We start from the raw sequence: 14,234 nt of genomic DNA on the forward strand, positions 1-14,234 counted from the left end.
AGCGGTTCTGATGCTGTGTTAACGAGCTTAACCGTAGAATAACTATGCTCTTCACTCGCTGCAAGCCACATGGATGTGGTGAATGTCATTAATGCAGGAGCAATTAATGACCTTGCCTCAGAACCGCGAAACTCTCGCTGAGCGATCAAATCTTTATACTGATTGGTATAAATTGAAACGCCTTATCTGGTCGATAGGAAATATGAGTTTTACTACGATCGTGTTAAAATCTGATTATAGAGATTATCCTACCTACATTTTCTAGGTTATTGTTTTTAGGTAATAGAGTCGAATGCCAAAGATATCCCGCAGTGTGTTGGTGCGCTTTAGTGCAATGCAGATGTATGAAATTGTCAACGATGTAGAATCTTACAAGGAGTTCTTACCTGGCTGTGTTGGAGGTGAAGTTCTGGAGTTCGATGGGGAAACCATGCTTGCATCTGTCGATGTGTCTAAGGCGGGGATCAGTAAAACCTTTACGACGAGAAATCAGGTCGTTCCCGGTAAGAGTATTCAACTCGCCCTTGAAAATGGTCCTTTTAAATATTTAAGCGGTGAGTGGCGTTTTACAGAATTAACCGAAGATGCCTGCAAAATTGATTTTGATCTGAATTTTGAGTTTTCTAGTCGTTTAGTTGATATGGCTTTTGGGAAAATATTTAAAGATCTTATGACCTCTATGGTGACGGCATTCACAGGAAGAGCAAAAGTCATCTATAAAGAGCAGTAAGCTAATGCTGGCGTTAAAGAGAATTTATAATGAAGATAGAACAAGAACATTTTGCGGTTGAGGTGATTTACGCATTGCCGACTCAGCAAAAACGGATCATGGTGAAAGTTGCACCCGGTACCACCTGCATTGAAGCGGTGAAGCAGAGTGAGATGATCACTTTTTTCCCGAATATAGATCTTGAGTCAGTCAAACTGGGCATTTTTAGCCGTGCAGTCAAGCATACTGAGGTGCTGCTGCCTGGTCAAAGAGTTGAAATATACCGTCCCTTGATTGCCGATCCGAAAGATGTTCGGCGTAAGCGAGCTGAAAAAGCGAAAGATGAAGGGCGCAGCAATAAAATTACTGGCGCAAAACTATAACCTAATCATTTGTCGTCAATAGAAACAGAAAAGGTGCTATCGCATAAGCGTTAGCACCTTTTTTATTAGGCTATTTATTCAAACTTCTTACTTGCCTGTGCTTCTGGGTCTGTCTCTTCAACTAAAGGCTTAGCATCTGGACGTTGCTCAGGGATTAATGGAACCGCTTGTTCCACCTCACCAATTTGGCTTGCATCAGGTAAGCGACTCTGATCGAGAGGGGTATTAAACTCCTCCGACAAATCATAATCACCCACTACGCTCGTTAACTGATCATTGTTAAAGTGAATGATCAACTCTTTATGAGTGATACTGGCATCACGACCACTTTTGTAGTGATACACATAGTACCAAGTGTCATCGGCAAAACTGTCGCGTAACACTGGGCGGCCAAGAATATATTCAACTTGCTCTTTGGTCATTTCAACACGTAGCTTTTCTACTTGTTGAGTTTCCATATAGTTACCCTGTGGTATATCGGGTTTATAGATTAACCAGTCAAAGACGCTACAAGCGCTGAGCGAAATCGAGAGCGCAACAGCGCCCAAAAGGGTAAGACTTTTCTTTTTAATTGTCATTGAATACGCTACTTCCTAAAAATCTGTTGGATATCATACCGAAGCACTCCCTATGCTGACAAGGGTTATCCTTGCTCTGGTTAACGAAAAGTAATTCGATTTGAGTTAAGTGGATCTTGTGCTGCTAATTTATGACTTTTAGTTTCAAGAACCCTGTTTAAGCTATAGGTGTGACAACATTAGGCTTTTTTCGTTCCTCAGCTTTCTTCTCATTCGCGACAAGTTCTGCTCATAAAAGGTACTGGTAGTTAGACAAAATCGGTATTTACAAAACTAATATCTCGCCATCTTGCATAAAATATTGGACAAGATGTTAGGTGTTCTTTATTAATCTATTGAATTTTAATGACTAACCTTTTATTTAACTTGAGGTTAACATGTCTTGTCGATTTCAATAACTACTTGCAAAGTACCATGAAAGTTATGAGAATGTAATTGTTGCTAACTGGCGTAACAATGAGTGTAAAGTTAATCATTATTAAAAAAATAACTAGAGCAATGACAATAACTAAAGTAACCGTCAAGGTATAGAGGCAGCAATGGAGTTAAAAGCTAAATACGCCCAAGGGAGTTTAGTCTGTGTTGGTACCGGCTTAAATCTAGCTGGCCAGATAACCGTGTTGAGTAAGAGTTATATCGAAAATGCCGATGTGGTATTTTCATTAGTGTCCGATGGTTTTGCACAGCGATGGCTAGAAACCCTTAATGGTGATGTGCGAAGTCTTCAACCCTTCTATGCCCAGGGGGATGAAATTAAGAACCGCCGGGATACTTATGACCAGATGGTGCAAGCCATTTTAGAACAAGTGCGCTTAGGCAAGAAAGTGGTCTGCGCCTTGTACGGACATCCAGGTGTTTTTGCCTGCGTTTCACATTTTGCTATTGAGCAAGCTAAAGATGAAGGTTACAGCGCCAAGATGGAACCTGGTATTTCTGCCGAAGCGTGTCTATGGGCTGATTTAGGTATTGATCCCGGTAATTCAGGTCATCAAAGCTTCGAAGCCAGTCAGTTTATGTTCTATAAACATACTCCAGATCCTACCACTCATTTGTTACTTTGGCAGATTGGGATAGCCGGCGAGCATACTTTAACTGAGTTTCATACCTCTTCTGATCGTTTACAGGTATTGGTTGAACAACTCAGTGAGTGGTATCCGCTGGATCATGAGATCACTATTTATGAAGCCCCTAATTTGCCGATACAAGCACCCAGAATTGATACATTAACCCTAAAAGAACTGCCTTTTTCCCGTTTGACGGCAATCAGTACTTTATTGATTCCGCCTGCTAGCAAGCTTGAGATTAATCATGCGATATTAGCTAAGTTAGGGATCACTGAGGCAGAGTTAGGGTAAATTTAATGAAAGAACGAGTAAGAAATTAACAATATGACAGATACTAAAAAGGAAATATGAATGTCAAATTTTAATGATTTTTTTGAAAAGTTGGGTTCAGACTCTGATCTGATGGACGCTTACAAGAAAGATCCTGAAGGTGTAATGAAAGAAAATGGCTTAACAGATGAAGAGGTTAAAGCTGTAATATCAGGAGATGATAAGAAGCTTAAAGCTCTATCTGGAGATAAAACCCAAAGTAGAGCTTTTCAAGTTATTAGTTCGCCAAAGAATAAATAACTGTGAAATTGGCTTTTAAAATATTGTTGGTATCAGTTCTCACATATTTTGTGGGAACTGTTGAGGCATACGATAGCGAAAAACTGGATGGGATATTAGATAATCTAGAAGAAGCCATTATTGACTCAGATAGAGCAAGCTTGTTAATTAGTGATATTGATAATAGTAAATCAAAATTTAGTGTAGAACAAAAAGCTCGATTCCTGCTCCTTCAGGGAACCAGAGAACTTATTAATGGTAACTATAAAAAATCTTTAATTTATTTTGAAAATGCAGAAAGTTTACATCCGTCTAATTCATTACAGGTTTCTATTTTTTTACAACAAGCTACAGCATATGTTTCATTGCTTGAATATCAAAAAGCTTTAGATGTTATGTCACTAAACTCACTTTTGGTTGATAATTTAAAAAATATGGAACAAAAAGGTAAAGTTTATATCCGTTTAGCAGGCCTATACCTATCGCTGCAAGCTTATGAAGAGGTAAAAAAGTACTCTTTAAAAGCGAGTCGTTTCAAGGAAAAACTAAGCCTGAAAAATCAGTGTCACTCAAAACTCTATTTCGCAGTTTCAAAACTAAAATTGAACAAACTCGATGGGGCTACGTCAGCCTTTAAAGATAGTTCTGAATTTTGTAAAGTTAATGGTTTTCCCTTGGTTGGAGCCATGTCTATGAAAGGTTTAGGCATGGTAGAGCTAGAAAGAGGTAATTACCTGAAAGCACTTGAACTCTTCGTTGGTTCATTAAATAATTATCAAATATTTCAATATCAATTAGAAATTAACCACATTCACGCTCTTCTTGCTGAAACTTATTTAGGTTTGAAACAGCCCCTAAAAGCAAAAGAGTATGCTAGCTTCGTTATCTCACTTCCCAATGAAACAAAGAACCTAGAATTTAAAGAAATCGCGATGAAGGTTATGTCCGAGTTGTCATATCAAGCCGGTGATTATAAACAAGCCTATGATTATTTTGTACTTCATCAAGACCTGAGTAATACTTTGCTCGATGATACAAAAGCTAAAGCTAACGCTTATCAGATGGCTAAATTTGAGAATGGTGAGAAGACTCGAGAGATCCATTTACTCAACAAAGACCGTGAGCTTTACACTGCAAAGGCTGAGTTAACCGAATTACAACGTAACAATGAACGTATGATGTTCCTGTTGATCTGTGGAAGTTTCATTGTACTGACTCTGTTTGCAATTAATATGACGCTACAGAAACGTAAGTACAAGAACTTGGCTCAGTTTGATGTGTTAACCGGGATATATAATCGGGGTACTGGCCAAGACAAAGCCGAAAACAGATACGTTAAAGACTCCATATCAGGTGTTAATTTCAGTGTGATTCTATTCGATCTGGACCACTTTAAAAATATCAATGACAGCTATGGTCATGCTATGGGTGACTGGGTACTTAAAAAGGTATGCGAAGTCGTCAGTATAGAGTGTCGCAGTGGTGATATATTTACCCGTTTTGGAGGCGAGGAGTTTGCACTATTCATGTCTAATACCGACAATGATACGGCTAAAAAAGTGGCTGAAAAGTGTAGGGCTCAAATTTTGGCGATAGAAACTCGTTATTCGGGTCATGAGTTTACCATCAGCGCCAGCTTTGGTGTTGCGACCAGTACCGTGAAGGACTTAAGTTTAGACCCCATTATACAGCGTGCTGATGTTGCCATGTATCAATCTAAAGAGCATGGAAGAGATCGTGTTTCTGTCTACAGTAGCGAAGTGACATGATTAAGATGTGTTAGACACAATGTTGCTTCGTCCCCTCTACCTCTATTAGCCTCTTTTTTGGCTTTATCCTAGTTCTTACCCTGTAATCAAAGCCTACCTTCGACAGTAAATGAACCTCCCTCCCAAAAATAACTCTGTGCAATTTGCTTCTCTTTGACGCTTTATTGAAATTAAATGCACTTTTTTTGACTTTTTTCATTATTTTTTAAACAAAAGTAGACCGCTAAAACAATATTGATCGACAAACGTAAGTTGGCTGTTGTAAATGGAATGTTTCTCTTTTTCTCTATCTTACGTAAAGGTAAGGTTTAAACGCTTGTTTTAATTTTCAGGCAATTGATATGTTTCTAAGTGGTTTAAATCTATCTTTTTTATCGCTTTACGATGGGGTTAGTTCGAAACGGAAACTAATATTGACTAACAGCCCGTTTCATTTGTTCGTTGTTAATATTTCATTGCACAACGTTATTATATTACGTAATTTAATTCATGATTTTATGTGGTGAACTTATCTGATAAATTTAACCTATCATGGATTTTGCTAGAATGTGTTTTTGTTTTTACTGTTTATATATAAAGGCTTACGGTAAATCTGTTACACTTTTTTAGCTATCTAGACATCAATGTCTCCTAATCGATAATACAGTTAAGTTCATTTTGTAGACTTGCAAAGGCATACATTTGTTAGTAGCTTTTGTTCAAAATACAGGTTTAACACGATTAAAAAGATATATTGTGGTACTGCTATGGTTTTAGTTTTCTCATCATTATTTGATTTTAGAAGGAACTAAATACACAGGTGGCAGAGTGCCGATATTTGGAGAAGAGCGGATGACACATCAAGTGGTAGATAATACAGAGTTGGGAGCAATGAGAATGCCTCAATTAGATTCAGATGCTCATGATGATGTTGCAACTCATCTACAAGCGAGCGCATTGATTCATTCGCCTAGCAGTAAGGAAGAGGCCATTAAGGTCACTGGCAAGTTTGTTGACGGTCAGGAGAAAGTCTTAACTGAAGGTGCATTAAGTCTACTTTCTAGTTTGTGTGACCACTTTGCCACTCAAGTTCCTGAACTACTGAATGCAAGAAAGTTTAGGCTGGCCAAAATCGATGCTGGAGAGTTACCAGACTATTTACCTCAGACCAGAAAGATAAGAGAAGGTGATTGGCAGGTTAGAGGGATCCCCAATGACTTAAGAGACAGAAGGGTGGAGCTCACAGGACCGGTTGATCGCAAGATGATCATTAATGGGTTAAATGCCAATGTTAAGGTGTTTATGGCGGACTTTGAGGATTCGCTCGCGCCGAGTTGGAAAGCGATTATTGAAGGGCAAGTGAATCTACGTGACGCAGTACGAGGCGAGATAGAGTATACCTCGGCTGAAACAGGCAAGCATTATCAGCTCAATGAAGATCCTGCAGTGCTGGTTTGTCGCGTTCGTGGTTTGCACATGGTTGAGAAACACCTTGAGTTTGATGGTATCGCGATTCCGGCGGCATTATTTGATTTTGCACTCTATTTTCACAATAACTATCGACAATTATTGGCTAAGGGCAGTGGCCCATATTTCTATGTTCCGAAATTAGAGAGTCATCTTGAAGCAAGATGGTGGGCTAAGGTATTCGCGTTTGTAGAGGAACGTTTTTGTTTACAGCCAGGCACCATAAAGTGCACGTGTTTGATTGAAACCTTGCCAGCTGTATTCGAGATGAATGAAATTTTGTTTGAATTGCGCTCCAATATTGTCGCGCTTAACTGCGGTCGCTGGGATTATATATTTAGTTATATTAAGACATTAAAAAATCACGGTGATCGAATATTGCCTGATAGACATGACGTCACCATGGATACGGCTTTCATGAGTGCATACTCCCGTTTATTAGTGAAAACATGTCACAAACGTGGTGCGTTAGCCATGGGCGGCATGACGGCGTTAATTCCTGCTAGAACTGATGAGTTAACTCAAGCTGTACTCGATAAGGTACGGATTGATAAGGAGCTTGAGGCTAAAAATGGTCACGACGGCACTTGGGTTGCTCATCCTGATTTAGCAGATACGGCGATGGGAATATTTAATGAGTATATAGGCGTTGATCATGTTAACCAGCTTCATATTACTCGAGATGTTGATGGCCCCATAGCAGCTAAGCAGTTGCTAACTCCCTGTGATGGAGAGCGAACCGAAGCCGGAATGAGGCTGAATATCCGCATCGCGCTGCGATATATCGAGTCATGGATTAGTGGAAATGCTTGTGTGCCCATTTATGGACAGATGGAAGATGCAGCCACAGCTGAGATCTCACGCGCATCAATCTGGCAATGGATCAAGCATGAACAGAGTTTGTCTAATGGCGTTGTGGTCACTAAGGCTTTGTTTAAAGCTTGTTTAGTGGAAGAGCTCGCAAAAGTTAAGCATGAAGTGGGTGAAAAACGTTTTACTCATGGGCGCTTTACACAGGCTGCAGTATTACTTGAACAGATCACCCTCTGTGATGATTTTGTGGCGTTTCTGACTGAGCCTGGTGATGAGATGTTAATCGAATAATCCGACTATTTTAGTCAAGCCAGTCTACTTAGTTGGTTTTGACGATACAAGTTTCAATTTGCTGAATTTCAGCGGTTGTTCCCGTGCGGTATTCCTACGTACTGTGCGGGCTTTTCTTTCCTTTCAACTGTGCTTCATTGCTACGACAATGTTTGCTTGTGTTGGCGACCTTAGCGGGTCGCTTTTTTTTGTCTTGAGTTTAATCAAAGTATTAGCTGATGAGGTTATGGCTGTAGATATGAATAAATAGTTGCGTAACGTGTATGTAACATGTTTTATATCTATACTTATAAAACTTTAAATAAGCTGTTTTACCTTTCTAGAGAATGATTTGAAATCAATGACTAAAAGCACTGTTCACCCTAAATCGAAAGGAATCGATTATTGGACTAAACGGATTAGTGATCAAGAGATGCCTGCATTATGCTCGACGGTAAAAACCCTTGAGAAGCTGGCTAAAGATGATGTCTCCTCTTTAGGGATATTGGGTAAGAGTGTGATGCACGATAATGCGCTGACCTCTCGGATTCTCAGGGTTGCCAATAGCGCCACCTACAGTAAAGGTCATAATCAAATCACAACCGTTAGCCGAGCGACCGTGATGCTCGGTTTCGATAATATTCGCAGTATCTGCATTACCGCTAAACTCTTGAGCAGTTTATTAGAGTCTGAGGGGTTAACCCCCAATGTATATCAACGTTTATTAAAATTGATGGCAAGGGCTTTTCAAGCTGCCATGCTAGCAAAAATGATGCTAAGGGATCATGACGAGGAGTTACAGGAAGAGGTCTTTATCGCTTCTCTACTCTATCACTTAGGCGAAAGCGCCTTTTGGAGTACCGGCAGTGATGAAGCCATCGCCCTTGATGCTTCAACGTCTCAATGTTGCGACGCTAAAGAGGAGAAAGCCATTGTACGAGAGCTATTGGGCACCTCCTTTAATATGTTGTCTCAAGGTATCGCTAGAGCTTGGGGCTTAGGGGAAGTATTACAAAAAGCACTGAATAGCCCAGATGCAAGAACCCCTGAGATCCGCAGTATATTTTTGTCTAATCAGATCTGTGAAATACTAACCCAAGAAAATCCGTCAGCGAGCGAGCTTCAGCATAATCTCCAACAGACTGCCAATATGCTAGAGATTGAAGTTGATGAGTTAAAAGGGCGCATGATACGTTGCAGCAAAGCCACCAAGAAACTAGCCGAAGCCTATGGTGCGAAAGTACTTGTTGAATACCTTCCTAATCCAAAGATGTTAACGAGAGATCTAGAGGCTGAAATAAATAAGCCGATAGCGCGAATGCCAAACATGAATGAGCAGTTGAAAAAACTGCGAGCATTGACAGATTGTGCCGTGACTAACGCTGATTTTAATCAAGTGCTCACTATCACCTTAGAAGGTATTTTAATGGGAGTTGGGGTCGATCGTTGTGGTGTGCTCTTGCTTTCGCCTAATCGGAAACGATTACAGCCTAGAGTGGTGTTAGGTGAGGGGGCTGAGCAGATGAAAAGTGAATTTATCATCTCTCTTGAACAAACTGCATGCTTATTTAGTGACAGTATTGAGTTGAAGCAGTCTATGTTCATTGACGAGCCGAGTGTTGATAAATGGCTGCGTTATATGAATGATGATCTTAAAAATAAAGTTTCTGCTACTGGCTTTATGCTCTCGCCTTTAATTGTTGAAAAAAAGGTGATTGGTATTATTTATGCCGATAGAGCTATTACAGCCCGAACATTAGGCCAGTCAGAATTTGATAACTTTACTCATTTCACACAACTTGCCAATTTATGTCTCACAGCAGCCTTAGGCCATTGATGATTAGAGTCTCTAGGCTGAATGGTGAAAGCTAAATACTCTTACTTACTCTTTGATTTGATGGTTGCCGTTATCTCTTTTGCTATTTCATTCGGGATAGGAAAACTGAGATGATATTGCATTATTTTCCAGCCTGTGTCGGTCAATATCAATGTGCCTGTACCACGGCTTAAGCCATAGGATTGACTGTCCAGCAGTTCATCGAAAACAATCACCTTGTCTCGTTTTAACAGCTTTCTACTTTTGAGTGTGTAGGTCCAGCCTTGTGTTGGGCGTGCGTACTGCTGAAACTCATCCATGGTCCAGTGCTCATTGGCATCAGTACCAATAAAGAGAGCATCAGCTAGATAGAGTGAAAAGTAGTTATCCCAATCGGCATCGCTTGCTGCTTGGTGTAACCTGTCTAAAACCTGTGCCGCTTCAAGGGATACTTGATTGTCATTAACTTTGGGCGTGATGGCAGAGCTAACTGGCGTAGAGTCGGCTAGCGCGAATGTACTGATTGTCATTGCAGGCAGGAAAGCTGCGGGTAACAGTAAAAGTTGGAGCACTTTATTAGAGATAAACTTCATTAATGATTTCCTTTATTTTTCTTATTATGACGTTAATGCCAGTTTATTGGATCTAGCTTAAAGAAATGGCTTAACTCTGTATAGAGTTCTCTGTGAGCGTGATAGAAGTCTTGTGGGCGTTCAAAAAACACCTCAGTGATAACAGCGAAGAACTCGGCCGGATTTGTTGCACCGTAATAGCTGAATATGGATGGAATATTTTGCTCCGCTTGAGATTGAAGTTGTGAAAATTCGCGGGTTAATACTTCAGACCAACTAGAGTAATCATGAAGAGAGCTTAAGATTGGGGCGCCATTGGCATTGCCGTCTTCTTGATCCAGCTGGTGGGCAAACTCGTGTATGACGACATTACTGCCATCTTTTGGGTCTGCTGCATCGTCTTGGGTTGTTTGCCATGATAGAACGACTTTGCCATTTTCCCAGGACTCACCTGAAAGTAACCTCTGTTTATCCCCCACAACGCCACCACTATGCTGCTCATGCCCCTTCACAATAAAGACTGACGGGTAAACTAAGATCTGTTTCAACTTAGGATAGAAATCTGTTTTACGATTAAGCAGCAGTAGACAAGCTTGTGCGGCGATAGTGACACGCATCTCATCATCAATGACTATGCCATCACAGCCGATGAACTCTTTTTCATCGATAAAAACCTGTATGAGATCTTTGAGTTGCAGTTGAAGATCTGTTGGTAATGAACGGAAGTAGGGCATACGTTGTTTGAGAATCGTGCGCCAACTGGACGGGAAAGGGTGCTTAATGACCTGTTTTCTATGCTTGGCGACTCTCCATGAGCGAGAAGCTATCCAAGCGATAGATGAGAGCGCCAGTAGAGAGACGATTACGATTGCGAGCATAAGACCTTCATCCATTCTAAATTACTAATATAAAATAGATATGGTCAATGTGATGACAATTCAAGTTTAAAATGCTGGAGGCTAGAATTATGAATAACGCAATTAGTTATGTCATGCCTTAAACTCTGTGACTTTTCGACAGGTTGGATCCTGTACTTCTAAGTAGTTTGGGTATATCGTATTTTTCCCTGATGCTTTGGCTTGATAAAGTGCCAGATCAGCCTGGTGGATTAACTCTTCCACTGTGATTCCAATATCTGAGCTGATGGTGTTGACCCCGACACTGATGGTGATGATTTGCTGGTGTAGTGAGTCTGCATGAGGGATAGCGAGTTTAACGATCTCTTTGCGCATGAGTTCGGCAATTAGGCTGGCAATTCTATTGTCTGTTGAAGTTAGGAAAACAATAAATTCTTCCCCACCGAATCTGGCAAATATTTGCCCTTGCATCTCAGGCATATTTTTTATTGCTTTGGTGATACGCTTCAAACACTGATCACCAGTAACATGGCCATATCGATCATTAAACTGCTTAAAATTATCGACATCGAACAGTATGATGGAGATAAACGGGTCTAAATGGACAACTGAAGTTAATGCTTGGCTTAATTTGTGGTCGAAAAAGCGTCGATTGTAAGCCCCAGTTAAGCCATCAATCTCTGATATTGACTTCACTTGTGCGGCATAACTTCTTAGTGTTTCTAAAGAGGTCACCATCTGCTGTAGTTCTAAATTATCGGCTTGAGGCAATGGCGCATTTTGCTTTTCATTTGCGATAGCTTGCATGGCATTACTGGTTGCTATTACTGGTTGAATAATGCCTTTTGCGATAAAGTGCCAGTTGGTTAGCCAGATAAGAAAGGTGTAGAGAACACCTGCAAAAAATACCAGAATAACAAAGGCGATACTGTCATTTTTTAATTGCCGACCTTCGACTTCCACTTGCTGCTCTACTCGCTTTACTAATACTGATGAAAAAAGTGCAATCTCTGCAGCGGCTTCCGCTTGTATCTCTAAGTGCACATTGGCAATTCGACTACTATTCAATGCATCTCTACTTGAAATGAACAGGTTTGAAGGGCCAATTAAATTAGGGCGTATTTGTGAAAGCCAGTCTTGTTTTATCTCTGAGGCGGTAACAGAGGAGATTGAGTGATGTTTTAGCGCTAAGTAATGGCGCATCGTCTCCCGCTGTAATTGATTATTGATGTGGTTATCCGCTCCTTCATCTACCTCTGCAGCTAGCCTGAAGACCTGTACGCCCTTGTGCAAGAAATCTGATAATTCCCTATGGTCATCAATCGATTGCTGCAGCTGAGTGTATTTCTGTTGGCTGAGTTGCGTATTAGCCATTTGATCTAGCTGTGTTAGCTCATTGGATATGGCGCGGGAAAACCCTTTTTCGATTAGATTCATGTTGAGGTGAAGGTGGCTAGCTTGTATCTGAGCTTCCTGAGCTATTTCGGTAAGTTGCTCTAAAAGTGGGATCTGCTCAGTGGCTAACTTTATGCTGTCTAGGTGATTATGAAGCTGCTGGATTTGTGTTTTATCATCCTCTAAATTTATCAGTGTCAGTAGCTTTTTTTCAATCTCAACCCATTGTTCCGACAGTTTATTGAGCAGTTCGACACGTTGTTTGTCGGTACTGAAGCTTTTAAGCTTTACAGTGATCAGCTCTAGCTCTTGGCTGTCCTTAGATAGTTCTAACGCATACAATATTTTGCTGACATCTTTATTGATTAAATGATCCAGCTTGTATTGCAGGTTTTGAGATAAACCAATCGATGTTAATCCGATTGCAAGCGTGAGCAATATTGTGATGAACAACAATAATCTTAATTTATCTTTTAAACTGCCTAAAGGTTTTTTTAGTCTCATCTTTTTACCACTGGTATTTCACCATAACGGTTTTGAATCTGTTCAATCTTGTTGATTAGCTTAGATGTTTCAGAGGGGATATCACTATTAGTTGATAGCCTAAAACTGCTTTTACTCAGCTCAGGGTAGATGTCCCCCATTGCTGTGCTGGTAAAATGACCATAATTGAGCACCTCAGTTGACCAGGTCATATTGGCTTTGTGGCTAGAACTAAATGCGCCTCCTATGTGGCGCAACTCTTCAGTTTGAAACTCTGGCGCTGTGGCGACATCAACTCTGCAAGGGTTGCCTCCGCCTAATGCATAAGCGTGCTGAGCTTCATAAGAACCCATGTATTTTAATAACCAGTAAGCAGCCTGAGGATTAAGGCTATCATAGGCGACGGCAAAGGCGTAAGCGCCATTATATGGTTTGCCTCCAGGTACTTGAGTTACAGCTAATTTAGCCCCTGAGATATTTGATTCGACTTTAAAAGAGGCATTCCATAGGTTGTTATAGGCAAAAGGCCACATGGCGACATTACCGTTAGCGAGTGCGTCAGAGGCTTCTTTAAAAGCAAAGTTTTCATCTGCAGGGTAGGCAAAGTGCTTAAGGTCTTGGTAGATATTGGCGGTGCGGATAAGTTCGTTGTTATTACGCGGGAGCTGGAATAGCTTTATCTTTTTTTCCTGATCGTATTCGGGCTTCATCCAGTAGCCATTTAGGCTCCAAAGAATCGATGAAAACTCATCATTGATATGTGGACGATTTCCTGACATTAAGGCGATGCCGTAAAAGGGTTTATCCAGTATCTTGCCTCCTAATTCTTCCCCTTTAGTGCGCGTGAAAAAAGCGCTGACATCTTTGAGTTCATCCATATTGGTCGGGGGCCCAAGAGGGTAACCATATTTAACGTTAAAGTTGAATTTTTCTTTTGGGTGGCCAAACAGATCGGCTCGGTAGTGATTGCCCATCACATAGTTGTTATAAGGGATTGCGTAGATCTCGCCATGGTAGGAGAGAATATTCAATAAAGAGGGGTAGTAGGGTTCAAGGTAGTTGTTGATTCCTCTTTCACCGCTGGGATCGTAGAGGTTGGCAAGTTCAGATAGGGGAACGGTTAATCCTTTAGAAGCCCACTCTTTTGCCCAACCAGCCTCCATCGTCAGTAAATCATATCGGCCAGAACCTTCGATTAACGACTCTGTTTGCAGCGAATACATCTTATCAAGCGAGGTGGTGATGACATTTACCTTTATTCCGGTCTGCTCGGTAAATTTAGGTAACATGTTCTCCTTGAGATGTACTGTCCAAAATCCGGTTTCTGCGACTAAATTGAGTGTTTGCTTGTTTTCTATGTCGGGAATTTGGTCGAGTGAAAACTGCGCGTAACTCACGGAAAAATGAAAAGCGAACAAAAAGGTTATAAATTTGTTAAACACCTTATACACGTGATATTACTCCGCTTTACCACTTTATTTGATTATATTAATACTATTATGTTGCGTATTTGTATAGGTAATACTTCAA

The 14,234-nt window shown here is 40.6% G+C and carries 12 protein-coding genes; 7 read left to right on the forward strand and 5 right to left on the reverse strand.

The genetic code is table 11. From position 1 onward, the window contains the following. Positions 1-292 precede the first annotated feature (292 nt). Positions 293-730 (forward strand): SRPBCC family protein, encoded by a 438-nt coding sequence (locus FN961_RS03430; RefSeq protein WP_143563152.1) that lies wholly within the window; start codon positions 293-295, stop codon positions 728-730. Between the two features lie 29 nt (positions 731-759). Then, entirely contained in the window at positions 760-1,092 is a 333-nt protein-coding gene (locus tag FN961_RS03435; RefSeq protein WP_143563153.1) for an RnfH family protein, read from the forward strand. Between the two features lie 74 nt (positions 1,093-1,166). On the opposite strand, the gene FN961_RS03440 is transcribed toward FN961_RS03435, so the two are convergent. Further along, complete coding sequence (locus tag FN961_RS03440; protein WP_143563154.1) at positions 1,167-1,670, reverse strand: outer membrane protein assembly factor BamE; 504 nt, start codon at positions 1,668-1,670, stop codon at positions 1,167-1,169. A 539-nt stretch (positions 1,671-2,209) separates the two neighbouring features. Between FN961_RS03440 and FN961_RS03445 the strand changes: the two genes are divergently transcribed. The 5 genes from FN961_RS03445 (at position 2,210) to FN961_RS03465 (ending at position 9,418) form a co-directional block, all read left to right on the forward strand. Beyond that, the gene (locus tag FN961_RS03445) at positions 2,210-3,025 is read left to right on the forward strand and encodes an SAM-dependent methyltransferase (protein WP_143563155.1); all 816 of its coding nucleotides are present in this window, start codon (positions 2,210-2,212) and stop codon (positions 3,023-3,025) included. A 60-nt stretch (positions 3,026-3,085) separates the two neighbouring features. Next, the gene (locus tag FN961_RS03450) at positions 3,086-3,304 is read left to right on the forward strand and encodes a hypothetical protein (protein ID WP_143563156.1); all 219 of its coding nucleotides are present in this window, start codon (positions 3,086-3,088) and stop codon (positions 3,302-3,304) included. A 2-nt stretch (positions 3,305-3,306) separates the two neighbouring features. Then, entirely contained in the window at positions 3,307-5,052 is a 1,746-nt protein-coding gene (locus tag FN961_RS03455; RefSeq protein ID WP_229814624.1) for a tetratricopeptide repeat-containing diguanylate cyclase, read from the forward strand. Between the two features lie 831 nt (positions 5,053-5,883). After that, positions 5,884-7,602, forward strand: coding sequence for a malate synthase A (gene aceB, locus FN961_RS03460; protein WP_229814623.1), 1,719 nt, complete (start codon positions 5,884-5,886; stop codon positions 7,600-7,602). Between the two features lie 340 nt (positions 7,603-7,942). Then, a complete protein-coding gene (locus FN961_RS03465; protein ID WP_143563157.1) occupies positions 7,943-9,418 on the forward strand; it encodes an HDOD domain-containing protein in 1,476 nt (491 codons plus the stop codon). Between the two features lie 41 nt (positions 9,419-9,459). Here FN961_RS03465 and FN961_RS03470 read toward each other — a convergent pair whose 3' ends face one another. From FN961_RS03470 to FN961_RS03485, 4 genes are all read right to left on the reverse strand, one after another. After that, positions 9,460-9,990: a nuclear transport factor 2 family protein gene (locus FN961_RS03470; RefSeq protein WP_143563158.1), complete on the reverse strand. Its 531-nt coding sequence runs from the start codon at positions 9,988-9,990 to the stop codon at positions 9,460-9,462. Between the two features lie 32 nt (positions 9,991-10,022). Next, the gene (locus FN961_RS03475) at positions 10,023-10,847 is read right to left on the reverse strand and encodes a M90 family metallopeptidase (protein WP_143563159.1); all 825 of its coding nucleotides are present in this window, start codon (positions 10,845-10,847) and stop codon (positions 10,023-10,025) included. Positions 10,848-10,958: 111 nt separating this feature from the next. Then, the gene (locus FN961_RS03480; RefSeq protein ID WP_143563160.1) at positions 10,959-12,725 is read right to left on the reverse strand and encodes a GGDEF domain-containing protein; all 1,767 of its coding nucleotides are present in this window, start codon (positions 12,723-12,725) and stop codon (positions 10,959-10,961) included. Next, the gene (locus FN961_RS03485; protein ID WP_185972713.1) at positions 12,722-14,146 is read right to left on the reverse strand and encodes an ABC transporter substrate-binding protein; all 1,425 of its coding nucleotides are present in this window, start codon (positions 14,144-14,146) and stop codon (positions 12,722-12,724) included. Before FN961_RS03485 ends, FN961_RS03480 begins: the two co-directional genes overlap by 4 nt. Positions 14,147-14,234 lie beyond the last annotated feature (88 nt).

This window comes from Shewanella hanedai (assembly GCF_007197645.1).
Lineage (GTDB): Bacteria > Pseudomonadota > Gammaproteobacteria > Enterobacterales > Shewanellaceae > Shewanella > Shewanella hanedai.